The sequence below is a fragment of the Mycobacterium sp. genome (assembly GCF_052144515.1).
Classification (GTDB): Bacteria; Actinomycetota; Actinomycetes; order Mycobacteriales; family Mycobacteriaceae; genus Mycobacterium.
Genome location: NZ_JBKQQD010000285.1, coordinates 1 through 24903 on the forward strand (window position 1 = coordinate 1; position 24903 = coordinate 24903).

The window sequence follows — 24903 nt, forward strand, 5'->3', positions numbered from 1 at the left end:
CGGCTTGACTCATGGAAACTGCCCGCGAAACGCCTTCGGTGCCTCACGTAAGAATGCCCGCGAAATGGTGACTGTCGTGAGGCATGGGAAGTGGGTTGTCGATGACGTCTCGCGCGGAGATCACCACCAAGTACGCCAAGGCGTATGTGAAGGCTTCGAAGAAGGGCAAGGGCCAGATTCTGGATCAGGTGGTCGAGGTGACGGGCTGGTCGCGTGATAACGCCCGCCGTCGGCTGACCGCGGCGGCCAAGCAGCCGCCGGGTCCGGGCCGCAGTGTTGCCAAGCGGCCGCGCAAGCCGAGGACCCCGAAGTACTCCTACGACACTCTCAAAGTGCTGCAAAAGGTTTGGGCCGCCTCGGGTGGGCAGTGTGGGAAGTATCTGGCTGCCTCGATGGCCATCCAGCTCGACGGGTTGGAACGCCACAGCGAGCTGGTCTTCGGCCGTGACCGTTATAGCCCGAAGGTGCGGGAGGAACTGTTGGCGATGAGCGCAGCGTCGATCGACCGCTACCTGAGGCCGGCGAAGGCCAAGGATCACATCAAGGGAAAGTCCACCACTAAGCCCTCGCCGCTGCTGCGCTCGTCGGTCAAGATCCGCAAGGCCACCGACGAGATCGAATCTGCGCCGGGCTTTTTCGAAGGAGATACGGTCGCCCATTGCGGGCCCACGTTGAAAGGCGAGTTCGCCCGGACCTTGAACCTGACCTGTGTGCACACCGGCTGGACCTTCACGCGCACCGTGCGTAACAACGCCCACACCCACATCCTGGGCGGGTTGAAGGCCGGGGTCGAGCAGGTGCCGTTCGAGGTCGTCGGCCTGGACTTCGACAACGGCACCGAGTTCTTGAACAAGGCCGTCATCGCCTGGGCCGGCCTGCAGCAGATCTTCTTCACCCGGTCGCGGCCCTACAAGAAGAACGACCAGGCCACCATCGAGTCCAAGAACAACCACCTGGTGCGCAAGTACGCGTTCTACTACCGCTACGACACCGGCGACGAACGCGCCGTGCTCAACCGGCTCTGGCCCCTGGTGAACGACCGGCTCAACTACCTGACTCCGACCATCAAACCCATCGGGTACTCCAGCAGCGGTGACGGCCGCCGCCGACGCCTCTACGACGCCCCGCAAACCCCGCTGGACCGGCTGCTGGCCGCCGGGACTCTCAGCCGGGCACAGCAGACCGAACTGACCGCCTACCGCGACAGCCTCAACCCCGCCAAGATCGGCCGCGAGATCGCCGACCTGCAGAACCGACTTCTCCAGCTGGCCAAGGAAAAAACCGAGCAGCTCTACCTGGCCAGCATCCCCACCGCCCTACCCGACATCCGCAAAGGCATCCGGATCAAGGCCAGCTGAACCGGCCCGTTTCGCGGGCATTCCTACCTGAGGCACGGACAAAATTTCGCGGGCATCTTGATTTGAGGCACTACGAACGCCATTGTTTGCTGGCGCGCCGGGCCGTGAAAAGCTAAATATTTTCTTGACACTGCCTCGCTGAGTGGATCCCGCCACCGCACCTGGACTACGGGCAACCCCGCACCAACAGCTTCCACCACCCGGAAAAGCTGCTGGCGCCCGACGACGATGACGACCCGTAGGCCGGTTACGCCGTCGCATTACTCGACGGCCGGTGGCCGGGCGACAATCATGTGGTGATCGCGATGTATCAGGAGTATCGGCCGGATCGACGGCTTGCGCCGTTGGTGGAATGCGGCTGGGCGCGCTCGGCGCCAGCGAGCGGGTTCATCCGGGTGATACCGGACGGGTGTGTGGACCTGTTCGTCAGCTCGCGGGGCCAAGCGATGATCGCCGGCCCCGCCACGAGCTTCTACGACCTGCACACGGACGGCGACGGTGTGCTCGCGGGTCTGCGGTTGCGGCCGGGCGCGGCGGCGGCGTTCTTCGGGCGGCCTGTCAGTGAATTCACCGACCACGTGGTTCCCCTCGATGCGGTCTTCGCAGCCGGCGGCGGCCGGGTGGCCGAAAAGGTATCCACCACAACGACTCCCGGTCAGCGGGTGGCGGCCTTGCAGCAGACGGTGATGGAACACCTGGCCGACTCCGAACCCGTCGTCGACACCGCGGTCATCGGGGCGATTGGGATGCTGCGGCGGCGGCCGCATTGGCCGGTATCCGGCCTGGCTGCCGCGGTCGATCTCAGCGAACGACAACTGCGCCGCCGGTTTGAGACCGCTGTCGGCTGCGGCCCCAAGCGGCTCGGGCGGATTTTGCGCTTGCAGCGGCTGTTGGAGTTGATCCATGCTGCGCGACGACCGAGTTCGCTGGTCCGAGTTGGCAATCGAAGCCAGCTACGCCGACCAGCCGCACATGATCAATGAGTGCCGAGCGCTGGCGGGGATCTCCCCCGTCGCGCTTCCCGGCGGGATGTCCGTTTCGTCCAATACCGCCGCAGCAGAAACGCTCTAGCCTCGACGGATGACGAGCCCGAAAAATATTGCGCTCGAGTCCTTCCGGCTCATCGAGACCGGAGACGCGCAGCTGGCCCAGCGAATCATCGCGCCCGACTTCGTAAACCAGGAAGCCGACGACTATCCCGACGACCCCGAACGTCAACGACCCGGCCCCGCGGGATTCCTGGCGACCAGCCAATGGCTGCGCGACGCGTTCGCCGATCTGCGTTTCGAACTGGAGGAGTCTTTGGAGGAAACCACAGCCTACGAAGGCGTGGTGATGGCCGCGGCCACCATGACCGGCAAGCACGTCGGACCCTTAACGGCATCGAACCGACCGGCAAGCGGATCCGGCACGAGCAGGTGCACATCTTCCGGGTCGCCGATGGCCAGATCACCCATCACCGCGCCGTCCGCGACGACCTAGGCTTGCTGCTGCAGCTCGGCTGGCGCCCAGGCGGTCGGTCCTGATTTTGCCTACCTCTGGACTGCGACCACCTTAATGTAGGTCGAATGAAGAGTCAGCACACGTTGCTGCTGCTGCGCCACGCGAAATCGGCGTACCCGACTGGCGTCCCCGACCATGAGCGGCCGCTCGCGGTACGTGGTATCCGGGAGGCTGCGCTGGCGGGTGACTGGCTGCGCGCCAACCTGCCCGCGATCGACGCGGTGCTGTGCTCGACCGCGACACGCGCGCGGGAAACCCTGGAACGCAGCGGTGTCGACGCGCCGGTGCGCTATGTCGAGAGGCTTTACGGCGCCACTGCTGGCACGGTGATCGAGCAGATCAACCACGTCTCCGACGACGTCAACACCCTGCTTGTCGTCGGGCACGAGCCGACGACGTCCGAAGTGGCGATCATTCTGGCCGGCGCCGACGGCACCGATACCGTTGCGTTGGGACGTATCTCGGAGAAATACCCGACATCGTCGATCGCCGTGCTACGGATCGACGGCGGCTGGGAGCACGTCGAACCGGGCAGCGCGGCTCTCGTCGACTTCCACGTACCGCGCTAAGAGTTGGTGGCCAGGGTCAGCTCCATGAGCTTGAGGGCCTGCCCGCAGGCGTCGATGCCGGGCGCCTGAGGGTTGATCCACCAACCGACCACGCCCGCCGCGTCGCTGGCGACTCCGCAGGCGCCGTTCGCGTCGTCCGGGTGCATGACAATCGAATCGATTCCGGCGATCGTACGGGATTCGACCCTGTACTTCAGGAAGTCGGCGACCTTGCGCTCGTTGCTGAGGCTGCCCTGTTCGAACCAGAACCGGGTGATGTCGATCAGGCCGGCCGGATTGGCGGCCTGCCATCGGCAGATCGCGCCGACGAATGTGCTCTGAATGTCGAGCGGATCGGCGCCCACCGTCTTGGCCAAGATGTCGGTGGTGAGGACCTCACACTCCTTGAGCAGGTTGGGATACTGCTGCTCGGAATTGTTGTTGCGTGGGGTGCTGCCCGAGCCTGCCTTGACGGCGTTGCCACCAGTCGACCTGGAACAGCCGGTCAACACCAAGACCGCGCTGATCAGGACCAGAAAGATCACAGTGCAGGCCTTCAGGCCAGCCCCCATACGCATGGCGGTGCTCACTTTGAGTTCGCAATCGACTGGCGCGTCAGCTCTTTGGCGATGTCGCAGGGCGGCGGGAAGGGCTTTTGGCTGAAGCTCACCGACCATTCGATGAAGTCGTCCTGGAATTGGATCCCCACTTCGCACAGCGAGTCACCCAGGTTGGGCTCGTTGCCGATGGCGATGAAGCCACCGTGGCCATCGATGTTGACGTCCTCGACGCTGGCGCGCGAGAGTTCCTCGGTCTTGCGCTCCCGCCCGATCGGGCTGCCGCGATACCAGGAAAACGAGAAGTGCGGACCGAGGATGCCACCGCCCGCCAACCATTGGCAGCCCACCGAATTCCGCGCGGTGTTCTTCAGCCCGGTCACCTTGGTCAGATCGGTCACCGTCGAATCGTTGATGCCCCCGCATTGCGGGAACATCGGTCCGTGGTGGCCTTCCGCACCCCCCGGCGCCGACGTCGTCGCGCCCGGCTTGTTGTCGCCGGAACTGGAGCAGGCCGCAACAACCGGGATAAACACGGTCACAGCCGCCACGGCGTACGTCGCCAGGGCAAGGGTTCTCGCGTTACGCCGCACCGCTACCTCGCAGACTCCTGCTCACACGATGCACTGTAGCGGCAGCCCCGGGGGCAACCACCGACACGCCACCTGAGCAGGCGTTTCAGACGCATCGGCGGCTGCGGCTGCGGTGTCGAGCGTGCGGCGTGTGCGACAGTTACCACATGCTCCTGGCACTGCTGCGCCAGTACATCCGGCCGTACCGCCGGCTCGTCGCGGTGCTCATGGCGCTGCAGATGATCAGCACGTTGGCGACGCTGTACCTGCCGACGGTCAACGCCACGATCATCGACGACGGCGTCGCCAAGGGCGACACGGCCACCATCGTCAGACTCGGCATGGTGATGCTCGGGGTCACCGGTGTGCAGGTGGCGTGCTCGATCGCGGCGGTCTACTTCGGTTCGCGAACCGGCATGGGGTTCGGGCGCGACCTGCGCTCGGCGATTTTTCATCACGTCACGACCTTCTCCGAGCACGAGACCGCCCGGTTCGGGGCGCCGACGTTGCTGACCCGTACCACCAACGACGTGCGGCAGATCCAATTTCTGGTGCAGATCACGTGCCTGGTGTTGGTCACCGCGCCGATCATGTCGGTCGGGGGCATCTTCATGGCCATCCACCAGGACGCCGGGTTGTCGTGGCTGCTGCTGGTCAGCGTTCCGATCCTGGCCGGGGCCAATTACTGGATCTTCTCGCATGTGCTGCCGATGTTCCGCAGCATGCAAAGCCTGATCGACGGCATCAACCGGGTTCTGCGTGACCAACTTTCCGGTGTCCGAGTGGTCCGGGCCTTCGCGCGCGAAGGCGTTGAGCGCGACAGGTTCGCCCGGGCCAACCTCGCGCTGTCGAACACCTCGCTGAGCGCGGGCAACTGGCAGGCGTTGACAGTGCCGGTCACCACGCTGACCATCAACGTCTCCAGCGTCGCGCTGATCTGGTTCGGCGGGTTACGCATCAACAGCGGACAGATGCAGGTCGGTTCACTGATCGCGTTCCTCGCCTATTTCACCCAGATCTTGATGGCGGTCATGATGGCGACGATGACGCTGGCGGTGCTGCCGCGAGCGGCGGTGTGCGCCCAACGGATCACCGAGGTGCTGTCCACACGCACCGCCGTCGTAAGCCCGGAGAATCCCAAGTTCCCCCGCAACGGGATCACGGGCGCGGTGCGGTTCGACGGCGCGACATTCTCCTACCCGGGCGCCGACCGGCCCGTGCTGCAGAGTGTCTCGCTGACGGCGCTGCCCGGTACCACCACCGCAATCGTGGGCAGCACCGGTTCGGGCAAGTCGACGCTGGTATCGCTGATCTGCCGGTTCTACGACGTGACCGACGGCGCCGTCCTGGTCGACGGTGTCGACGTGCGTGACTACGACACCAAGCGGCTGTGGTCGGGCATCGGGTTGGTGCCCCAGCGCGGCTACCTGTTTTCCGGCACCGTCGCCGACAATCTGCGGTACGGCGCAGCCCCAGAACAAGAAGTGACCGACGCCGAGATGTGGGAAGCATTGCGGGTGGCCGGGGCCGACGGCTTTGTCCGGGCACATGATGACGGGCTGCAGATGCGCGTCGCGCAGGGCGGTATCAACTTCTCCGGCGGGCAGCGCCAACGCCTGGCGATCGCCCGCGCCGTCATCCGCCGTCCTGCCATCTACCTGTTCGACGACGCCTTCTCCGCGCTTGATGTGCACACCGAGGCGCGGGTGCGCGCGTCGCTTCGGGAAATGTCCAGCGATTCCACGACTATCGTTGTTACGCAGCGGGTTTCGACGGCGGCCGCGGCCGACCAAGTGATCGTGATCGATGCCGGGAAACTGGTCGGCGCGGGCACTCATGAATCGCTGCTGGCCGACTGTCCCACCTATGCCGAATTCGCGGACTCGCAATCATTAAGCGCCGGAGTGCCAGGACAATGACCACTGCGACCACTGCGACCACTGCGACCACTGCAACCACTGCAACCGGGGCGCGCTCGCGCGACTTCACCCGATCGGCGACTCGCCTGATCAAGCGGCTGAGACCGCAGCGCCAACTGGTCGCGTTGGTGATGGCGCTGGGAATCACCGGAACCGCAGTCGGAGTCGTCGTTCCGCGGATTTTGGGCCACGCGACCGATCTGCTGTTCAACGGCGTGATCGGGCGGGGGCTGCCCGCAGGAATCACCAAGCAGCAGGCCGTCGCCGCGGCCCGCCGCCACGGTGACAACGCGTTCGCCGACCTGCTGTCGGGGATGAATGTGGTGCCGGGCCGAGGTGTCGACTTCGCCGCGGTGGGCAGGACGCTGTGCCTCGCGTTGGCGCTGTATCTGGTTGCCGCGCTGCTGCTTTGGGTGCAGGCCCGACTCCTCAACGTCACGGTGCAGCGGACGATGGTCGCGCTGCGTGCCGAGGTCGAGGACAAGGTGCACCGGCTGCCGCTGGCCTACTTCGATTCGCGGCAGCGCGGAGAGCTGCTCAGCCGGGTCACCAACGACGTCGACAACCTGCAGTCGTCGCTGACGATGACGATCAGCCAGGTGCTGACGTTGCTGCTGACGGTGGTGGCGGTGCTGGCGATGATGGTGTCGATCTCGCCGCTGCTGGCGTTGATCACGCTGCTGACGGTGCCGGTGTCGCTGCTGGCGACGCGGGCGATCGCGCGGCGTTCGCAGCGGCTGTTCGCGGCCCAGTGGACCAGCACCGGACGCCTCAACTCCCACATCGAAGAGACGTACAGCGGGTTCACCGTGGTCAAGACGTTCGGCCACCAGGAGGCGGCGCAAGAACAGTTCCGCCAGCTCAACGACGACCTCTACCAGGCCAGCTTCGGTGCCCAGCTCGTCTCCGGTCTGGTGTCGCCGGCGACCACGTTCATCGGCAACCTCGGCTACGTGGTGGTGGCCGTCGTGGGTGGGGTGCAGATCGCCACTGGGCACATCACGCTCGGCAACATCCAGGCGTTCGTTCAGTACGTCCGGCAGTTCAACACCCCGGTGAACCAGGTGGCCGGCATGTACAACGCCCTGCAATCCGGGATGGCCAGCGCCGAGCGGGTGTTCGACCTGCTCGACGAACCCGAAGAAACACCGGACCCCGAACCGCTGTTACCCAATGGCCAGAGCCCGCGCCTGCGCGGACGCGTCGAGTTTGAGCACGTGAGCTTCGCCTACCGGCCGGGCACCCCGGTGATCGAAGACCTGTCGCTGGTCGCCGAACCCGGCAGCACGGTGGCGATCGTCGGGCCGACGGGAGCGGGCAAGACCACCCTGGTGAACCTGCTGATGCGGTTCTACGAGATCAATTCGGGCCGAATCCTCATCGACGGGGTCGACATCACCTCGCTCAGCAGACACGCGCTTCGATCACGAATCGGCATGGTGCTGCAGGACACCTGGCTTTTCGACGGCACGATCGCGGAGAACATCGCCTACGGACGCCCGGATGCCACCGAAGACGAGGTGATGGCGGCCGCCGACGCCGCCTATGTCGACCGGTTTGTGCGGACGCTGCCGGCCGGATACCAGACCCGCGTCAGCGGCGACGGCGCCAACCTCAGCGCCGGCGAAAAGCAGCTCATCACCATCGCGCGCGCATTTCTGTCGAAGCCGCAGCTGTTGATCCTGGACGAGGCGACCAGTTCCGTCGACACCCGCACTGAGGCCCTCATCGCGCATGCCACCCACGAGCTGCGTCGGGATCGAACGAGTTTTATTATCGCGCACCGTCTTTCGACGATCCGGGACGCCGACCGCATTCTCGTCGTGGAGGCCGGCAAGATCGTCGAGCAAGGCAACCACGCCGAACTGCTCTCCCGTCGGGGTGCCTACTACGCGATGACCCAGGCCTGAGGCCCTCGGGCGCCGCCGAGACTGCGGTCACGGCGCGCGCAGTCCGCAGACGGCGCCCTGACCGCAGGATGGGCGCCACCAGTGCAGTCTCGGGTGCAGGGCCCGGCGCCAGATCACTCCAAGGATTCGTTGAGATAACGAAAAGGACAAGGTCCGAACCTTTTCTCAAACACAAGGAACGAGAAAAGGACAGATCATGGAGTTCAACAAGGTTGCCGCCATCGCGAAAGCGGCTACGTTCGCCGCGGTTGTCGGCGCACTGGCAGTGGGCTTGGCCGGCGAGGCCGACGCGGCTTCGGGCACCATGTTCGGTGACCCCACCGCCGCCGCCAAGTGGTGGCGCCACCAGCAATACGATGACTGCGTCCTGATGTCGACCGCCGAAGTGGTCGGTCAGATGACCGGCAAGGAGCCGTCGGAGCGTGCCGTCATCGCGGTGGCGCAGTCGACCCCGAGCGCCACGCACCCCGGCTCGATTTACGTCAAGCCGGCTGACAAGAAGAACCCGAATTCGGGCATGGGCACCAGCATGTTGGACATCCCGACGCTGCTGGCGTACTACGGCGTCGACGCCAAGGCAACCGAAGCGGACAGGGCCGCACGCACCGGCATCCCGACGGGCATGGGGGCACTCGAGCAGTTCCTCGGCGGTGGCCACAAGGTGATCGTGAGCGTCAACGCCGAAATGATTTGGCACAAGCCCGTCGAGGAAAAGGACAGCGACGGCAAGCCGCGGTCCGACCACGCGGTGGTCGTGACCGGTGTCGATACTGTCAACGGCGTCGTGCACCTCAACGACAGCGGCACCGCGAAGGGCCGCGACGAGCAGATCCCCATGCAGCTCTTCACCAAGGCGTGGGCCACCGGCCACAACTTCATGGTGGTCACCACCGACGCCGTCCGGTGATGTCGCGTGTTTGTCTGAACGCCAAGTTGATTCGCAACGGGTGAGCCACAATAGGAGCCATGGTGGACAGACGTCTCGAATTCGGTCTACTCGGACCGTTGGAGATGACACATCGATAAGGATCAAGCCGGCCAGATCGTCGACAAGATCGTGGAGCGGATCAACAGCGACTAGCCGGGTTAGGTCTGCAGATCCGGGCCCTGTGCGCGCAGATCGTCGACCGCCGACATGGCGGTACGCAGCTTGGCCAGCCATTCCTCGGTGTGCTCGCCGACCAGCTTCACCGACCAGGCGAGCGCGTCGGCGCGCGACCGGGCGACGCCCGCGTCGACCAGCGTGTCCAGCACCTGGCGTTCCGGTTGCTTCAGCCGGGTCATCACGGGCACCGCGATGTGAGTGAACAGGATGCGCTCGGTGCCGGATTGGGAGCTGACTTCGACGCCCCAGGAAACCTTGCGCCCGTAGCGGTCCTGCGCTTCGTCAGCGATGCGCATCCGCTCCGACCGGGTTTCTTCGCGGAATCGCGAGACGCGGCCCTCGGTGCGGGCTTGGCTTTCTTCGTAGCCGGCTTCCTTTCCGGCACTTTCAGAGTCGGCCAGCTTGCCGACGACGGTGATCTCCTCGCGGTCGACGATGACCGTGGGCTCGCCGTCGAACCAGCCCTCGGGGAGGCGCCCGGCAAACCATTCCGCCGCGCCGGTGGCATCGGGCTGGTGCGCTTGCTGCCAGCCGCCGGGGCGCCCGTAGCGGTGCCCGTGTGTGTGATGTTTCATGATTACATAATTACATCATTACAGCTGTAAAGGAATCAGGTTTCGCCCGGGGCGAACGAACCGTTGATCACAGGGCGTTCGGAGGCGTATTTTTGAGAGCGAAGCAGGCCCGGAAGCGATCATTCTCCAAGCGCCGGAAGGTGGGGTAGACCCGGCCGCGTGCGACTTGCGCAGGACGCAGTCGACGCCCCCAGAAATCGCTCCGGGCCTGCGCATGCGCTCCGACGAGCCGGGTGAGTCAGGCGACTCCGGCGTCTCCGGAGAAGCCACCCCCGCGTCGGACCCGATACAGCTTGACAATGCCCTTGATGCCCTTGAGGCGACGCGGGCCGGCGAACGCCCACTGATAGCCGGCGTCGTCGGCGGCGTCGCCAAGGGCATCGCGCACCGAATCCGCAACCAGCACGGCGCCGGGCCGGGCCACCCCGGTGACCCGGCTCGCCACGTTCACCGGGCTGCCGAACCAGTCACCGGCCCGGCTGACCGCCATGCCGCTGGCGACTCCGCCCCGCAGCCGGGGAAAGTCGTTGTCGGTGTCGACGACCTCGACCAGCTTCAGGACGGTGTCCAACAACGGGGCCGGCTCGGGGCAGACGAACATCACCGCGTCGCCGATCGTCTTGATAAACCGCACCGGCGGCGCGGTCAGTTCACGCGCCAGGCCGCCCAACTGGCCGGCCAGGTGGCCCAGCTCCTCGGCCGACACCACCTCGCCGAGCCGGGTGAAGCCGACCAGGTCGGCGAAGGCAACCGTGACAAGGCGCGCCCCCGGCAGCGGCTTGCCGGCGGCCAGCTCGGCGGCGTTGACCGCTTCGGTCTCCATCATGTGCCGCAACTGCATGAACAGCATGTCCTGAATCATCGGGCCCAGCATCGGCGCGATCTGGCCGACCAGGGCCTTGGACGCCTTTGCGATCTCCAGCTCGGTGGATCCCGGGCGCATGATCGTCGACAGCGCGGTGTAGCGCATGACTTCGGCCGCGCGTGACAGGCCCTCGGCGAGCACCCGCACCACCAGCACCATTTGATCGGGATCCAACCCCAGCTCGATGAAGCGTTGTACCTGCGCGGCGGCTTCGCCGTCGGCGCGCATGTGCACGACCGCGTCGGGATCGTCTACCCCTACCAGACCGATGGCGCGCTGCACGCGCTGCAGCAACTCCACGTCGATTCCGTACCGCTCGCTCATCTCGCGCGTCGAAACGTAGGTGCCGTCGTCGCCGACGAGGTGTCGGGTGGCCAGCAGCAGCGGCGGGTTGGTCGCCCGAATCTCGTCGGCGCTGATGCCCTGCTCGAGCAGCCACTCGACGAGCTCGGCGCGCTGGGCACGGGCGTCGCCCTCGAGTCCCTCGAGCAGATCGTCCACCTGGCCAACGTATAACGATCGCAGGCCATTATGTAGGGCATTATGTGCGGCCACACCACACCGCTGCTCCGGGGCTTCCCGCCGGTCGACAAACTTCCTGGCGGAACTTGCCGAGGTGCTGATCTTGGGTTCGTTTCCGAGCGCGCAATCATTGACCGCGCATCAGTATTATGCCAATCCGCGAAATGCGTTCTGGCCAATCACCGGTGAGCTTTTCGGCTTCGATCCGAACGCGCCATACGAGGCACGGCTGGCGGCACTACTCGCCCACCGGGTCGCGCTCTGGGATGTGCTGCGCCTGCCGCCGAATCGGCAGTGCGGACTCGGCGATCGATCGAAAGAGCTTGGTGGTCAATGACTTTGCCGATCTGTTCGCCCACTATCCGACGATTACGCGCGTGTACTTCAACGGGGCCAAGGCGGCTGAGCTGTATCGCAGGCTGGCGGCACAGTCGGACGCGGTGCACTACCGGCGGCTACCGTCAACCAGCCCGGCGCATGTCATGCGACCCGGCGCCAAACTGGCTGCCTGGCGGTCCATTTCGAACTCATGACACTGGGGGTCGTTGGTGCGCCCACGGTCGTGCGGCCTCGATCTGTGCGGACAGCGAAAACAGCGTCGCTTCGTCGAACGGCCGGCCGACGAGCTGCACGGAGATCGGCAGCCCGTCGCCGTCGAAGCCCCACGGCACCACCGCGGCGGGCTGGCCGGTCACGTTCCAGACCGGGAAATACGGAACCCGCTGTCCCACCAGCAGCAGCGTGGATACCACGCCCCGGTGCTGGTAGGCGCCGATGCGCGACGGGCCGTTGGCGGCGCCCGGTGTGACGACGACGTCGACGTCGTCGAAGATCGACTGAATCCTGTTGCTCACCCGCGCCTCGGCGGCGCGCACGGCTTCCATCCTTCGATCGGAGAAGAACGATCCCATGCGGGCCATGGTGCGGGTGCGTCTTTCCAGGCGTTCGGGGTGGGCCTGCGCGTCGGCCTCGTCGCTGGTGCCGCGCAGATAGCGGGGTAAAAAGTTCGCGTAGATCGAGACCAGCGGATACGCGGGGTCGCGCACGACGACGTCGTGGCCCAGCTCACGAAGCAGCGCGCCCGCCGCGTCGACGGCCGCCAGCTCTTCCCTGCCAACCCGCACCAGCGGCGTCGGGACCTTGGTGCTCAAGGCAATTCGCAGCGTGCCGGGGTCGCGGGTCGCGGCCGCCACAAACTCGCCTTCGGGACCGGACACCGTATTCGTCGCATCGAGGAACAACGCCGCGTCCAGCACCGACCGCGCTATCGGACCGTTGACGCTGAGTCCGTACCACGCGTCGTCGTGCGGCTCGAGCGAGACCCGATCGCGTTGGGGTTTCAGGCCGAACAGGCCGCACCAGCTCGACGGGATGCGGATCGAGCCGCCGCCGTCGGATCCCAGGGCCAACGAAGCCAGCCCGGCGGCCACCGCGGCGGCACTGCCGCCGCTGCTGCCACCCGGAGTGCGTTTGGGGTTCCACGGGTTTCGGGTGGCCCCGAACGTCAGAGATTCGGTGAAGGGAAAGATCATCAGCTCGGGCACCGCGGTTTTGCCGATGATGACCGCGCCAGCGGCACGCAGCCGGCGCACCACCACCGCGTCGGCGGTCACCGCGGGCCGATGGCCCGCGCTGCCGCATGCCGTCACCTCGCCCGCGACGTCGACATCGTCTTTGATCGCGATCGGCACGCCCAGCAGCGGCAGCCGCTCACCGGCGTCGAGGCGATCCTGCGCCGCATAGGCCTCGTCGCGCGCTTTGTCGGTCAGTACCACGCGGTAGCTGCGCAACTGGCTGTCCAGGCGCGCGATGCGTTCCAGATAGATCTCGAGCAGCCCCGGCGCGCTGACTTCACCGTCGGCCAGCATCCGGGCTTGCGCGGCCGCGCCGGCGAAGGCGAGATCATCAGCGTCCATCGCCGAAGCGTATCGCCGCGAATGAAACCCACCTCGTACCCCAGTACCCCAGTACCGTTTGTGACATGTCTTGCGTGTTCTGTGCGATCGTCGCCGGCGAAGGGCCGGCTATCCGGATCTACGAAGACGAGGACTACCTGGCGATCCTCGACATCCGCCCGTTCACCCGCGGCCACAGCCTGGTGATCCCCAAACGACACACCGTAGATCTGATGGACACCCCGCCGGAGACGCTGGCCGAGATGATCACTATCGGTCAGCGGATCGCGCGGGCGGCCCGGACCACGGAATTGGCCGACGCGACCAACATCGGCATCAACGACGGCCGCGCCGCTTTCCAGACGGTCTACCACATTCACCTGCACGTGCTGCCGCGCCGCAACGGCGACAAACTGTCGGTCGCCAAGGGGCTGGTGCTGCGCCGCGACCCCGACCGGGAAGCCACCGGCCGGATCCTGCGCGAGGCGCTGGCACGCATCGACGCTGGGAGCTGAGCAAACTTTCAAAGCACCAGGTAGCAGTTTATTCTGCTCTAGCGCGGTGACGCTGTTTACTGGTTCACCCGCAGGGCAGGTCTGGAGCGGCTATGAAACGGGGGACCGGCAATCCGTGGCGGCGCCTCGGCCTGTCCGCACGCGTCGGCTGGCTCGTGGTGGCCGTATACGGGGTCGCGGCGGTGCTGGTCACAGCGTCGTCGGTGTGGGGGCGCCAGGGCGGCAACGCGGCGCTGCGGGCCGACCAACTCGTCGTGGTGGCGTGTGTCGTGTTCGCGGCGGCATGTGCCGGTAGGGCGGCTCGCTTCGCGGTCGGACGCTGCAGATACGGATGGCTGGCGCAGCTGGCGGCCCTGGTGGGCTGGGCGGTCGGTGAGTTCATCTGGGCGGTCTATGACGTGCGCTCGGAACTCGATCACGCCGTCCATCCGTCGGCAGCCGATGCCGTGCTGTTGTTGTATCCGATCGGTGCCTTGGCGTCCTTGGCACTGTTATCCAAGCTGTCGCGACACAGCCCCCGGGGGAAACTGGTGCTCGACGGCGTCATCGTGTGGACCTCGCTGTTCGTGGTCTCGTGGGTATTCGTCCTCGGTAAACAGCTTCACGACGACAGCGGCCTGCGGCCCTCGACGCTGACGCACGTTTTCGCCGATGTCATCCTCATCACGACGGCCATCGTGATCTTGTCGCGGGCCCGTGCCGAAGACCCGCCGAGCCGGAGCCTGCTGGCCGGTGGAACCACGGTTATCTGTGTCGCCGACGTCGTGCAGCTGTTCTTGACCGCCGGTACCGGCAGTTTTCACACCGGTGGTCTTGTCGACCTGGCCCGGGTGATCGGACTGGGAATGGTGGCGCTGGCTGGCCTGAGCAGCGTTAACGAGCCTTTCACCGCGGCCGAGTGGATGGAGATCACGTCCCGGGCCCGACTGTGGCTGCCGTATCTGCCGCTGTTACTGGCCGCCGGGGTGGGTTTGGGCCACCTGGTGGGCCAGATGAGGCACGGACCGCTGCTGGTCGCGCTGGGAATTCTGGTGGGCGCGGTGCTCGTCCGACAGCTCGTTGTGCTCGTGGAAAACCAGCGCTTGTTGTCCGAGGTGGCGCAGGAAGCTTTTCGTGACAGCCTGACCGGTCTGGCCAATCGGGCTCACTTCCTGCAGCGGTTCGACCAGGCCGTGGCGCGCCGCAATGGCGACGCGCAACCGATCGCGGTGTTGTGCCTCGACCTGGACAACTTCAAGTCGGTCAACGACGCCCTGGGCCATCCGGCCGGCGACGAGCTGCTCATCCGGGTGGCCGGGCGGCTCAGTGCAGCCCTTGGGGACAAGGGCACCGTCGCACGGCTGGGTGGCGACGAATTCGCGATGCTGATCGAGGGTTGCGTCGAAGAATCACAAGTGACAGCCCGGCGAGTCCTCGATTCGTTCGGCGCAGCCATCGTGATCGACGGCGTTCCGATCACGGTGCGCCCGAGCATCGGGTTCACCGTGGCCCCCGCGGCGTCCAGTTGGACCGTCGACCAGCTGCTGCGGCACGCCGACCTGGCGATGTACGCCGCCAAACGGGAAGGCGGCCAATGCATCCGCAGCTTCATTCCCGATATGCCGTTCCCGTATACCCTTCCGCCGTTCAGTGATTCGACAGCGGCGGCCGTTAACTCCCTTAACTCAAAGCCCACCAGCGCTTCTGGTGAGGCGACGCCGGCGCCCATTTCTGACCTCACGGCGGCGACGCGTGACAGATCGAACGATGCGCACGCGATTCACTGGCCCCCGTTGGCAATCCGGATTGCCATGGCGGTGTTGGCGCTCGGCGTGATCACCTACACCGCGTTGAGCGTTTTCGACAGAGCTTCCACTCACAGCGGGTCTTTCGGCATCGCGTTGTACACGGCGCTGAACGTGTTGGCTGCGGGGCTGATCGCCGTTCGTGCTTACCGGGTGGCGGCCGAGCGTTTGGTGTGGGCGCTGATCGCCGCCGGCATGGCGTGTTCGGCGTTGGGCGACGTCATCTACGCCCTGTGGGTGCCGGACGGCCAGTCGCCGTCGGTGGCCGATCCGGCCTACCTGGCGTACTACCCGCTGGTCTATGCCGGGCTGCTGCTGCTCCTGCGGGGACGCCTGAAGCGGGCGTCGATTCCGATTCAGCTCGATTCCGTGGTCTGCGCGCTGACCATGGCCGCGGTGGCCGCGGCACTGACGGCGGGCCCCATCCACGCGGCGGCCATGCGCGCACCGGAAACCGTGCTGGTGGGCCTGATCTATCCGTGGGGCGATCTGATCCTGCTGGCGCTGGCGGCCGGCATGCTGCCAATCCGCGGTTGGCGCAACGAATTTCGTTGGATCCTTCTGCTTGCCGGATTTGTTCTGTTCGCCCTCGCGGACACGGCCTATCTGTTCGAGACCTCCGCCGACTCCTACCGGGTAGGGACCTCGCTCGACGCCTGCTGGCCCGCGTCGTCTTTGCTGCTGGCGATGGCCAGCTGGACGCCGTCGTCGTCGGAGATCCCTGCCCCCAAGCGCGGACTCGCCCCCTACGTCACGTCCGTGGCGTGCACCGTCGTGGCGCTGACCGTCACCATCGTGGGTCACGATTCGCGACTCGCGTCGACCCTCGCCGCGTTGAGCCTGGTCGCGATAGCCGCGCGATTCTCTGTCACCTTCCGCGACGTCAGCTTGTCGGCCGAGAACTACAAGCAGGCCATGACCGACGAGTTGACCGCGCTGCCCAATCGGCGCTCATTGGCCACGGCTCTGACCGCCGCGTCGGGGGCGTCCGCGGCGCCCGCCCCGGCGCTGGCGGGGCCCTCGCTGGTGACCAGGGGGCCACCCCGTCGGGCGTTGCTGTTGCTGGATCTCTACGAGTTCCAAGAGATCAACGAATCGGTCGGTCGGCACTTCGGCGATGAACTGTTGCGCCACATCGCCAATCGGCTGTCGAGCAGCCTGGGTGATGAGGATCTGCTTGCGCGCGTCGGGGATGATCTTTTCGCGATCCTGATGGCCGAGGGGACCGATCTGATCGCCGCACGCGCGCAGGCGGGCCGTGTGCTCGAGGCACTGAGCGAACCGTTCGCGCTGGACCCGATCACCGTTCAGGTCGATGCCCGCATCGCCATCGCGCTGTGTCCCGATCACTGCGAGCATCCGCATGAGCTGCTCAATCGCGCCGAGACGGCGCTGCCGCACGCCAAATCGGCCGCAAGCAAGATCGCGGTCTACGACCCCGCGTTCGAGCTGTACCGCGAAGACGACCCCACGCTCGTCGAGGAACTGCGCGCCGCGCTGTTCGACGGTGACCAGCTGACGGTGCATTACCAGCCCAAGATCAACGCGAGCGACGAAAGCGTGCACAGCGTCGAGGCGCTGCTGCGCTGGCGTCATCCCAGCCGTGGGTTGCTGCTACCGGAGGAATTCCTGCCCGCCGCCGAACGCGCCGGGTTGATGCGCAAGGTAACCAACCACACGCTCGGCGTCGCGCTCGAACAGATCCGGTCCTGGCGTGAGCAAGGCATCGCCGCGGCCGTGGCGGTGAACCTCTCGACGACGAACCTGCTCGACCTCGACCTGGTGGGCACGGTCGAGCGGCTGCTGCGAACCCACGATCTGCCCGGCGACGCGCTCATCGCCGAGATCACCGAGAGCGCCCTGGTCGACTCGGTGCGCTCGCGTAACACCGTCGCCGCGCTGCAGCGCCTCGGCGTCCGCATCTCCCTTGACGACTACGGCACCGGATGGTCGTCGCTGGCACGCCTGCAGGACGTCTCGGTCGACGAGCTCAAACTCGACAAGATATTCGTGGCACGACTGGCCCAAGACCCGCGGTCGGTCGCCATCGTGCGCTCCACGGTGGCGTTGGCGCAAAGCCTGGGGGCCGAGCTGGTCGCCGAGGGAGTCGAAGACGAGGTCACGTTGAGCGCACTGCGGCGGTACGGCTGCGCCATCACACAAGGCTTCGTGCACACCCCGCCGCTGCCGGCGAACGATTTGCAGGATTGGATCACCAGCCGGAGTGAGCTTCAGGTCACCGACGGCTAGCTTACTGACGACGTCCAGTCTGCGGTGAGGGCGCGGTTTCGGCCAGGATCGCGCCCTACGCGCAGACTCGATGGCCAGGCGGCGCGGTCGCTCGGCTAAAACAGTTCCTTGGCCAGCAGCTCCAGCGTCGCCACCCGCGCGGGCGCGGTGGTGGGATCGGCGCCCCGGTAGGCCGACGCGACCGGGTGCACCATCACCTCGTCCACGTCGAAACGCTGGGCAAGTGTGCGCAACTGGTCGGCGGCCTCAGCGGGTGAGCCGACGACCGCGCGCTGCAGCCCGCTGTCCACGATGTATTGCTGCTGTGGCGTCAGCTCGGCGACCTGGGCATCCTCGACGAGCGGCACCGGCCCGAGCGGCTGCCCGGTGCGTAGCCGCGCCATCATCTGCAGGTTGGGCAGCATCAATGCCGTTGCCTCGTCCCGTGTTTCGGCCACCGCGGCGTTGACCGTCAAGAACGTAAGCGGCTCGGCGGTCAGGGAGCTCGGCACGAACCGGGAGCGGTACAACTCGAGTGCCTCTTCGGTGCCCTTGCCGGAGAAGTGGTGGGCGAACACGTACGGCAGCCCCTTGGCGGCGGCTAGATGCGCCGAGTACATCGACGAGCCGAGCAGCCACAGCCGCGGTTCGCTCGCCGCGGCGGGGGTGGCCTTGAGCCGGTAGTCCCCGGAGCGCAACGGAACCACGACGCCGCGGGCGCTCATCAGCGCGGCCACGTCGTCGAGGTAGTCGGGGAAGTTCTCGATGTCGCGTTCTTGCTGACCAGAGGGGTTGGTGCCGCGCAGCGCGTACGACGTAACCGGGTCGGAGCCGGGCGCCCGGCCGATGCCGAGGTCGATGCGGCCCGGGGCGGCCGCTTCCAGCAGCGCGAACTGCTCGGCCACCGCCAGCGGCGCGTGGTTGGGCAGCATCACGCCGCCCGACCCGAGTCGCAGCTGCGAGGTCTGCGCGGCCAGGTAGGCGATCAACACCGGCGGGCTGGTGGCGCCCACGGACGGCATGTTGTGGTGTTCGGCGAGCCAGTAGCGAGTGAAACCCAACCGGTCGGCGGTCTGCGCGAGCGCCACGGTGGCCGCCAGCGCATCCGCGGTCGACTGGTCGGTGCGCACCGGGACGAGATCGAGGACGGAAAGACGCACGATGGCGTCAACGCCGTGGGCGGCGCGAACGTTCCCGGGCTAGTAGGGCGAGCAGTTCCCCCGCAAGCGGGAGGTACCCCCAGCAAATGCCCCCGACTACGCCGAGCGCGCGGGGATTTTTGCGACTGCTCGGCCGTTAGTACTGCCGGAGAGTGATCGAGTTGACGATGGCCTCGAACTGCTCCTGCGAGATGGGCGCTCCGCCCGGAATGTTGTCGCTGGCCAGGAATTGGGTGCGCACGGTGTAGCCGTGAAATGTCCGGAAGTAGTTGATGAAGGCGACACCGTGGTCGACCCAGCCTTCCTGGCAGTCACCGTGGCTGGCGGATTTGAGCTCGCCGGCCAGGATGTAGGCGCCCAGCAGGGCGACGCTGGTCCCCTGGCCCGACAGCGGCGAGCAGCAGTACGCGGCGTCGCCCACCAGCGCCACCCGGCCGATGGACCAGTGGTCCATCACGATCTGCGACATTTCGTCGAAGTAGAAGTCCGGTGCGTTGCGCATGAACTTCAGCAGTTGCGGACGCACCCAGCCGTCGTCGGCCATCCGCTGTTCCAGCTCGGCGAACTGAGCCTCGGTGTCGCGGTAGTCGATGCGCAGGTCGGGGTCCATGAAGCCCAACATGGCCCGGGCCTCGGTGTTGTTGCGCGCGCTGTACACCCCGGCCATGCTGGTCTCGCCGTAGTGCCACATCTGCCAGTGGTCGAGGTCTAAGAAGTTGGGCACGGTGAAAATCGCGGCGAACGTCCCGAGCCTCTTGATGAATCGCTCCTCGGGGCCGAAGATCAGCCCCCGCACGTTGGAGTGCAGGCCGTCGGCGCCGATGACCAGGTCGAAGCTGCGGGCGGGCGCGTTCTCGAACGTCACGTCGACGCAGGGGCCGCGGTTGTCCATCGCGACGATGCTTTCGTCAAACAGGTATTCGGTGCTGTTTTGGGTTGCCTCGTAAAGCAATTCGACCAAGTCGTCGCGCAACAACTCGATGTCGGGGTTATCGATGGGACCGCCCGTGGGTGTCGATTCGGTGTCGCGGGACAGCTCGTTGCCGTCGCCATCGACCATGGAGGAGCCGCGCATGTTCGTCTTGCGGTCCGCGGCGGCGGCCAACAGCCCCATGCGGTCCAGCACCTGTAGCGCGGGACCGCGCACGTCGACGGCCTGACCACCCGGCCGCAGGCCGGGTTGGCGCTCCACCACGGTGACCGAAAAGCCGTGCTGCCCAAGCCAATATGCCAACGTTGTCCCGGCCACGCTAGCGCCGGAAACCAAAACTTCCGTCACCGAATCCCCGCCTGCTTCCTCGCGTCTGTGAAAATGTCGTCGAGCATCGTCGGAGTCAACCTACCGGTGACCATATTCTGCTGGCTCGGGTGGTAGCAGCCGAGCAAACGCACGCCGGACGGCAGCTCGGCCACGACACCGTGGCCGAACCGCGGCTTGCGGATGCCGGCTAAGCCCGGCAGCCGCAGCGCGACCTGCCAGGCGAACCCGCCCAGGGCGACGATGACACGGACATGATCGCTCACCAACCGCCATTCGGCATCCAGCCACGGCGAGCACGTCACCCGCTCCGCGGGCGTCGGGGCGTTGCCCGGCGGCGCGCACCGCACCGGCGCGACGATGCGAATCTGGTTGGCCCGCAAGCCGTCTGCGGCATCGACGCTGGTCGGCTGGTTCACCAGCCCGGCCCGGTGCAGTGCGGCGTACAACTGGTCTCCCGACCGGTCTCCGGTGAACATCCGTCCGGTCCGGTTGGCGCCGTGCGCGGCGGGCGCCAACCCGATGATCAACAGCCGCGGCCGCTCCGAGCCCCAGCCCGGCACCGGCCGTCCCCAGTACGGCTGGTCGGCGAAAGCGCGGCGTTTGACCGTCGCCACCTCCTCGCGCCAGCTGACCAGCCGCGGGCAGGCGCGGCACACGGTGCTCCGCGCGTCGAGTTCGGCAAGCGAGGTGGCTTGGGCCGCCAGCGCCGCGACTCGGGCGGCGTCGGCGGCCACCGGGGTCTGCGGGGTGGCCGGATCGCCCGGCCATCCGGTACCGGGTTTGACGGGAGAATCGAACGCCTGGCCGGTATTCGGATGGACGAGCACATGAACATCCTGCATTCGCGCGGTGTCGGTGACGAAATCGGTGGTTGCGATGGGCGCTTTGACGTTAAATTCAGCCCCGATATCCATGACCAGCAATAGCCGCGGCCCAGCGTTTTTGATCCTCTTCGCCACGCTGATGGCGACGGCGGGTACCGGCATCTCGATCGTCGCGTTCCCGTGGCTGGCGTTGCAGCACCGTGACAGCGCGAAGGATGCGTCGATCGTGGCCGCGGCCATGACGCTGCCGCTGGTCTTCTCCACGCTGGTCGCCGGTACCGCGGTCGACTTCTTCGGGCGCCGCCGGATTTCGCTGGTCTCCGATTCGCTGTCCGGCATGGCGGTGGCCGTCGTCCCGCTGACCGCCTTGTTGTTCGGTCGCGATGCGATCAATCTGGCGGAGCTGGCCGTCCTGGCCTTCCTCTCCGCCGGTTTCGATCCGGCGGGAACAACGGCACGCCAGTCAATGCTGCCCGAGGCCGCCGCGCGCGCGGGTTGGTCGCTGGACCGCACCAACAGCACCTACGAGGCGATCCTCAACCTCGCGTACATCTTGGGCCCGGGCGTCGGCGGATTGATGATCGCCACGGTGGGCGGCATCAACACGATGTGGATCACGGCGGGGTTCTTCGGGCTGTCCTTCCTCGCGGTTGCGGTGGTGCGCCTGGAGGGCACCGGCAAACCACACCACGCGACCCGACCCGAGGGGTTGGCGTCCGGCATCGCCGAAGGCCTCCGATTTGTCTGGAACCTGCGGGTGCTACGGACGCTCGGGCTGATCGACCTGGTCGTGACCGCGTTGTATCTGCCGATGGAAAGCGTGCTGTTTCCGAAATACTTCGCCGACCGACACCAACCCGCCCAGTTGGGTTGGGCGTTGATGGCGCTCGGGGTCGGCGGCGTCGCGGGCGCGCTCGGCTATGCCGTGCTGTCGAAACACACGCGGCGGCGCACCGCCGTGCTGACCGCGACCATCACCTTCGGCGCGGCGACGGCCGGCATCGCGTTCCTGCCGCCGCTGCCCGTGATCCTGGTGCTGTGTGCGGTCACCGGCTTGGTCTACGGGCCGATCCAGCCGATCTACAACTACGTGATGCAGACCCGGGCGCCGCATCGGCTGCGCGGCCGGGTGGTCGGGGTGATGACGGGGCTGACCTACGCCGCGGGCCCGCTGGGCTTGCTGGTGGCCGGTCCCCTGGCCGACGCCGCGGGGCTGAAGGTCACCTTCCTGGCGTTGGCGGTGCCGATCCTGGTGGTCGGGCTGATCGCGTGCGGGCTGCCGTCGCTGCGCGAGCTGGACCGCGCGCCGGAGTTTGCTGAGGATCCCGGGGCCTAAGCTCTGAGCGTGGACGTGTTGGCCGCGCTGATCGCCGAGCTGCCCGACGGGATGGTGGTCACCGATCCCGCGGTGACCGAGGGGTATCGGCAAGACCGCGCGTTGGACCCGTCGGCGGGCAAGCCGCTGGCGGTGGTGCGGCCGCGGTGCACCGAAGAGGTGCAGGCCGTGTTGCGCTGGGCTTCTGCAAATCGGGTGCCCGTGGTGACCCGCGGAGCCGGCAGCGGCCTGTCGGGCGGGGCCACCGCGCTGGACAACGGGATCGTGCTGTCCACGGAAAAGATGCGGGACATCACCGTCGACCCCGTCACCCGGGTTGCCGTGTGTCAGCCCGGGCTGTTCAACGCGGAGGTGAAGAAGGCCGCCGCCGAACACGGCCTGTGGTATCCGCCCGATCCGTCCTCGTTCGAGATCTGCAGCATCGGCGGCAACATCGCCACCAACGCCGGCGGGCTGTGCTGCGTGAAGTACGGCGTCACCACCGACTACGTGCTGGGCATGCAGGTGGTACTCGCCGACGGCACCGCGGTGCAGCTGGGTGGTCCGCGTTTGAAGGATGTGGCGGGGCTCTCGCTGACCAAGCTGTTCGTCGGGAGCGAGGGGACGCTGGGCGTCGTCACCGAGGTGACGCTGCGGCTGTTGCCCGCTCAGAACACGTCCAGTGTCGTGGTGGCCAGCTTTGCGTCCGTGGAGGCGGCGGTTGATGCGGTGCTCGGGGTCGCCGCGCGGCTACGCCCCGCGATGCTGGAGTTCATGGACTCGGTGGCCATCAACGCCGTCGAGGACACATTGCGGATGGGCCTGGACCGATCGGCAGCGGCCATGCTGGTGGCAGGCTCCGATGAAAGGGGGCACGCGGCCGCCGAGGACGCGGAACTGATCGCCGCGGTGTTCGCCGAAAACGGTGCGACAGAGGTGTTTTCGACCGACGACCCGGACGAGGGCGAGGCGTTCGTCGCGGCCCGCCGGTTTTGCATTCCGGCGGTCGAAGCCAAGGGATCGCTGCTGCTGGAAGACGTCGGGGTGCCGCTGCCGGCGCTGGGGGCGCTGGTGGGCGGCATCGCGCGGATCGCCGCCGAGCGCGATCTGATGATCTCGGTGATCGCCCACGCCGGCGACGGCAACACGCACCCGCTGATCGTGTACGACCCCGCCGACGCCGACATGGTGGAGCGTGCCCATCTCGCGTTCGGCGAGATCATGGACCTGGCCGTCGGCCTGGGCGGCACGATCACCGGCGAGCACGGCGTCGGCCGGCTCAAGCGGCCCTGGCTGGCCGGCTATCTCGGCCCCGAAGTGATGGAGCTGAACCACCGCATCAAGCAGGCGTTGGACCCGCTGGGCATCCTGAACCCCGGCGCGGCGATCTAGATCCCTTTGCGCGCGGCTGATCCCAGCGCCGAGTGTGAATCTGACGACGCTGGTACGGCGTGTCGCGTCGCCAGGTTCACAGTCGATGGTGCACGCCGACCTCGGTGGCCGCCGGTCGCTGCCGGGCGACTCGCTATGACATTCCGACGGTGCCGGTGGAGCCGTTGGAACCTCCGGGGCTTCCGCCGGTTCCGCCGGCCCCGCCGGTGCCATTGGTCGGCGGCGTAGGTACGAAGGCGTTACCGCCGTCGCCGCCGTTGCCGCCGGGGGTCATTGGGGCCGAGCTGTTGCCGCCGTTGCCGCCATGGCCGCCATGGGCTAATCCGGTTCCGAAGGTGGTCGCGTCACCGCCTCGGCCGCCGCCCGCGCCGGTGCCGCCGCTGCCGGCGTTCCCGGCGTCGCCGCCGGTGGCGTTTCCGTTGCCGTGGGTGACCGCCGCCCCGCCGGACCCGCCGCCCCCGGCGAAGATGTCGGCGCCGCCGCCGTTACCGGCGGCGCCGCCGGTGGCGTTACCAGAGCCGGCGTCGATGGTCGCGTTACCGCCGCTACCGCCGATCCCGCCAATGACAACTTCGTCGTTGAAGCCGAAGCCGCCCGCTCCGCCATTGGCGCCGGTGGCGTTATGCGTATTAGCGGCGTTGTTGATTTCGGCGCCGCCGCCGCCACCACCGTTGCCACCGAGAAGGTTGGCGCCGACGCGGTTACAAGATTTTCGGGGTTTTGTCGATTCTCAAAATGCGTGTCATTTTCCGGCGGGCTGACCTGGGGTGATGCTGCACGTCTCATGCCGTGTCATCTGCAATCTGTCTCAGATACGTGTCATTTTCCGCGCTGGCCACGGGACTCCATCCTGCGAGCGCACGTCGACGCCGTTTTGCACCCGACCTGGTATGCTCTATGACACGAAAGTGGTACTAGGACAGCGGTTTTGAGAACCGACACCGCTTGTAGGTTCTCACCGCGCGTGGCAGATACCGACTCCCCTAACTGCAGGTTTGCAGAATTCTCATCAAAATGGCGGAGCGGTTTTTCTCATCTTCGTTGCGGATCCTAGCTAGAGCCTTACGGTTGTCCGCGATTTCGGAGACGATCGA

20 protein-coding genes and 3 pseudogenes are annotated in these 24903 nt (G+C 66.7%); 15 read left to right on the top strand and 8 right to left on the bottom strand.

The window, feature by feature from the left end; translation table 11 throughout:
• Positions 1–101: 101 nt before the first annotated feature.
• From ACLP9N_RS18540 to ACLP9N_RS18565, 6 genes and pseudogenes are all read left to right on the top strand, one after another.
• Positions 102–1358, top strand: coding sequence for an integrase (locus ACLP9N_RS18540; protein ID WP_442408792.1), 1257 nt, complete (start codon positions 102–104; stop codon positions 1356–1358).
• Positions 1359–1486: 128 nt separating this feature from the next.
• Positions 1487–1600 (top strand): annotated as a pseudogene (locus ACLP9N_RS18545) (hypothetical protein); the annotation flags it as partial.
• Positions 1601–1663: 63 nt separating this feature from the next.
• Positions 1664–2341, top strand: a complete 678-nt coding sequence (locus ACLP9N_RS18550; RefSeq protein ID WP_442408806.1) for a DUF6597 domain-containing transcriptional factor — start codon at positions 1664–1666, stop codon at positions 2339–2341.
• Between the two features lie 97 nt (positions 2342–2438).
• Positions 2439–2699, top strand: a pseudogene (locus tag ACLP9N_RS18555) (ester cyclase); the annotation flags it as partial.
• Positions 2612–2884: an ester cyclase gene (locus tag ACLP9N_RS18560; RefSeq protein WP_442408807.1), complete on the top strand. Its 273-nt coding sequence runs from the start codon at positions 2612–2614 to the stop codon at positions 2882–2884. The pseudogene ACLP9N_RS18555 and the gene ACLP9N_RS18560, both read left to right, overlap by 88 nt.
• Positions 2885–2926: 42 nt before the next feature.
• Entirely contained in the window at positions 2927–3430 is a 504-nt protein-coding gene (locus tag ACLP9N_RS18565) for a SixA phosphatase family protein (protein ID WP_442408793.1), read from the top strand.
• On the opposite strand, the gene ACLP9N_RS18570 is transcribed toward ACLP9N_RS18565, so the two are convergent.
• Entirely contained in the window at positions 3427–3981 is a 555-nt protein-coding gene (locus ACLP9N_RS18570) for a DUF3558 domain-containing protein (RefSeq protein ID WP_442408808.1), read from the bottom strand. The two genes, ACLP9N_RS18565 and ACLP9N_RS18570, sit on opposite strands and share 4 nt — an antisense overlap.
• Before the next feature lie 14 nt (positions 3982–3995).
• On the bottom strand, positions 3996–4559 hold the full coding sequence (locus ACLP9N_RS18575) for a DUF3558 domain-containing protein (RefSeq protein WP_442408794.1): 564 nt from the start codon (positions 4557–4559) through the stop codon (positions 3996–3998).
• A gap of 146 nt (positions 4560–4705) precedes the next feature.
• On the opposite strand from ACLP9N_RS18575, the gene ACLP9N_RS18580 reads away from it, so the two are divergent.
• The 3 genes from ACLP9N_RS18580 to ACLP9N_RS18590 all read left to right on the top strand — a co-directional run bounded on the left by ACLP9N_RS18580 (position 4706) and on the right by ACLP9N_RS18590 (position 9274).
• On the top strand, positions 4706–6457 hold the full coding sequence (locus tag ACLP9N_RS18580) for an ABC transporter ATP-binding protein (protein ID WP_442408795.1): 1752 nt from the start codon (positions 4706–4708) through the stop codon (positions 6455–6457).
• The gene (locus tag ACLP9N_RS18585) at positions 6454–8367 is read left to right on the top strand and encodes an ABC transporter ATP-binding protein (RefSeq protein ID WP_442408796.1); all 1914 of its coding nucleotides are present in this window, start codon (positions 6454–6456) and stop codon (positions 8365–8367) included. Before ACLP9N_RS18580 ends, ACLP9N_RS18585 begins: the two co-directional genes overlap by 4 nt.
• Before the next feature lie 196 nt (positions 8368–8563).
• Positions 8564–9274: a hypothetical protein gene (locus tag ACLP9N_RS18590; protein WP_442408797.1), complete on the top strand. Its 711-nt coding sequence runs from the start codon at positions 8564–8566 to the stop codon at positions 9272–9274.
• A 179-nt stretch (positions 9275–9453) separates the two neighbouring features.
• On the opposite strand, the gene ACLP9N_RS18595 is transcribed toward ACLP9N_RS18590, so the two are convergent.
• Both ACLP9N_RS18595 and ACLP9N_RS18600 read right to left on the bottom strand, forming a co-directional pair.
• Positions 9454–10047 (bottom strand): hypothetical protein, encoded by a 594-nt coding sequence (locus ACLP9N_RS18595; RefSeq protein ID WP_442408798.1) that lies wholly within the window; start codon positions 10045–10047, stop codon positions 9454–9456.
• 238 nt (positions 10048–10285) lie between these two features.
• Positions 10286–11437 (bottom strand): adenylate cyclase regulatory domain-containing protein, encoded by a 1152-nt coding sequence (locus ACLP9N_RS18600; RefSeq protein WP_442408809.1) that lies wholly within the window; start codon positions 11435–11437, stop codon positions 10286–10288.
• 18 nt (positions 11438–11455) lie between these two features.
• On the opposite strand from ACLP9N_RS18600, the pseudogene ACLP9N_RS18605 reads away from it, so the two are divergent.
• Positions 11456–11967, top strand: a pseudogene (locus ACLP9N_RS18605) (DNA-deoxyinosine glycosylase).
• Here ACLP9N_RS18605 and ACLP9N_RS18610 read toward each other — a convergent pair.
• Complete coding sequence (locus tag ACLP9N_RS18610) at positions 11962–13350, bottom strand: amidase (RefSeq protein ID WP_442408799.1); 1389 nt, start codon at positions 13348–13350, stop codon at positions 11962–11964. The pseudogene ACLP9N_RS18605 and the gene ACLP9N_RS18610 sit on opposite strands and share 6 nt — an antisense overlap.
• A gap of 65 nt (positions 13351–13415) precedes the next feature.
• Between ACLP9N_RS18610 and ACLP9N_RS18615 the strand changes: the two genes are divergently transcribed.
• Both ACLP9N_RS18615 and ACLP9N_RS18620 read left to right on the top strand, forming a co-directional pair.
• Positions 13416–13844 (top strand): HIT family protein, encoded by a 429-nt coding sequence (locus ACLP9N_RS18615; RefSeq protein ID WP_442408800.1) that lies wholly within the window; start codon positions 13416–13418, stop codon positions 13842–13844.
• Positions 13845–13936: 92 nt separating this feature from the next.
• Entirely contained in the window at positions 13937–17878 is a 3942-nt protein-coding gene (locus tag ACLP9N_RS18620) for a diguanylate cyclase domain-containing protein (RefSeq protein WP_442408801.1), read from the top strand.
• 95 nt (positions 17879–17973) lie between these two features.
• Here ACLP9N_RS18620 and ACLP9N_RS18625 read toward each other — a convergent pair whose 3' ends face one another.
• The 3 genes from ACLP9N_RS18625 to ACLP9N_RS18635 form a co-directional block, all read right to left on the bottom strand.
• On the bottom strand, positions 17974–19017 hold the full coding sequence (locus tag ACLP9N_RS18625) for an LLM class flavin-dependent oxidoreductase (RefSeq protein WP_442408802.1): 1044 nt from the start codon (positions 19015–19017) through the stop codon (positions 17974–17976).
• Positions 19018–19153: 136 nt separating this feature from the next.
• Positions 19154–20296: an FAD-binding protein gene (locus ACLP9N_RS18630; protein WP_442408803.1), complete on the bottom strand. Its 1143-nt coding sequence runs from the start codon at positions 20294–20296 to the stop codon at positions 19154–19156.
• Positions 20293–21120, bottom strand: coding sequence for a uracil-DNA glycosylase (locus tag ACLP9N_RS18635; protein WP_442408810.1), 828 nt, complete (start codon positions 21118–21120; stop codon positions 20293–20295). The genes ACLP9N_RS18630 and ACLP9N_RS18635 overlap by 4 nt, the downstream gene beginning before the upstream one ends.
• 70 nt (positions 21121–21190) lie before the next feature.
• Between ACLP9N_RS18635 and ACLP9N_RS18640 the strand changes: the two genes are divergently transcribed.
• The 3 genes from ACLP9N_RS18640 to ACLP9N_RS18650 are packed head-to-tail and all read left to right on the top strand — an operon-like array spanning position 21191 to position 24570.
• Entirely contained in the window at positions 21191–22438 is a 1248-nt protein-coding gene (locus tag ACLP9N_RS18640; RefSeq protein WP_442408804.1) for an MFS transporter, read from the top strand.
• A gap of 3 nt (positions 22439–22441) precedes the next feature.
• The gene (locus ACLP9N_RS18645; RefSeq protein WP_442408811.1) at positions 22442–23809 is read left to right on the top strand and encodes an FAD-binding oxidoreductase; all 1368 of its coding nucleotides are present in this window, start codon (positions 22442–22444) and stop codon (positions 23807–23809) included.
• Positions 23810–23868: 59 nt separating this feature from the next.
• The gene (locus tag ACLP9N_RS18650) at positions 23869–24570 is read left to right on the top strand and encodes a hypothetical protein (RefSeq protein ID WP_442408805.1); all 702 of its coding nucleotides are present in this window, start codon (positions 23869–23871) and stop codon (positions 24568–24570) included.
• Positions 24571–24903: the final 333 nt, after the last annotated feature.

Coding starts and splice junctions, on each gene's coding strand:
- ACLP9N_RS18540 (WP_442408792.1), top strand. CDS start 102: ATGACGTCTCGCGCGGAGATCACCACCAAGTACGCCAAGGCGTATGTG.
- ACLP9N_RS18550 (WP_442408806.1), top strand. CDS start 1,664: ATGTATCAGGAGTATCGGCCGGATCGACGGCTTGCGCCGTTGGTGGAA.
- ACLP9N_RS18560 (WP_442408807.1), top strand. CDS start 2,612: ATGGCTGCGCGACGCGTTCGCCGATCTGCGTTTCGAACTGGAGGAGTC.
- ACLP9N_RS18565 (WP_442408793.1), top strand. CDS start 2,927: ATGAAGAGTCAGCACACGTTGCTGCTGCTGCGCCACGCGAAATCGGCG.
- ACLP9N_RS18570 (WP_442408808.1), bottom strand. CDS start 3,981: ATGGGGGCTGGCCTGAAGGCCTGCACTGTGATCTTTCTGGTCCTGATC.
- ACLP9N_RS18580 (WP_442408795.1), top strand. CDS start 4,706: ATGCTCCTGGCACTGCTGCGCCAGTACATCCGGCCGTACCGCCGGCTC.
- ACLP9N_RS18585 (WP_442408796.1), top strand. CDS start 6,454: ATGACCACTGCGACCACTGCGACCACTGCGACCACTGCAACCACTGCA.
- ACLP9N_RS18590 (WP_442408797.1), top strand. CDS start 8,564: ATGGAGTTCAACAAGGTTGCCGCCATCGCGAAAGCGGCTACGTTCGCC.
- ACLP9N_RS18595 (WP_442408798.1), bottom strand. CDS start 10,047: ATGAAACATCACACACACGGGCACCGCTACGGGCGCCCCGGCGGCTGG.
- ACLP9N_RS18610 (WP_442408799.1), bottom strand. CDS start 13,350: ATGGACGCTGATGATCTCGCCTTCGCCGGCGCGGCCGCGCAAGCCCGG.
- ACLP9N_RS18615 (WP_442408800.1), top strand. CDS start 13,416: ATGTCTTGCGTGTTCTGTGCGATCGTCGCCGGCGAAGGGCCGGCTATC.
- ACLP9N_RS18620 (WP_442408801.1), top strand. CDS start 13,937: ATGAAACGGGGGACCGGCAATCCGTGGCGGCGCCTCGGCCTGTCCGCA.
- ACLP9N_RS18635 (WP_442408810.1), bottom strand. CDS start 21,120: ATGCAGGATGTTCATGTGCTCGTCCATCCGAATACCGGCCAGGCGTTC.
- ACLP9N_RS18640 (WP_442408804.1), top strand. CDS start 21,191: ATGACCAGCAATAGCCGCGGCCCAGCGTTTTTGATCCTCTTCGCCACG.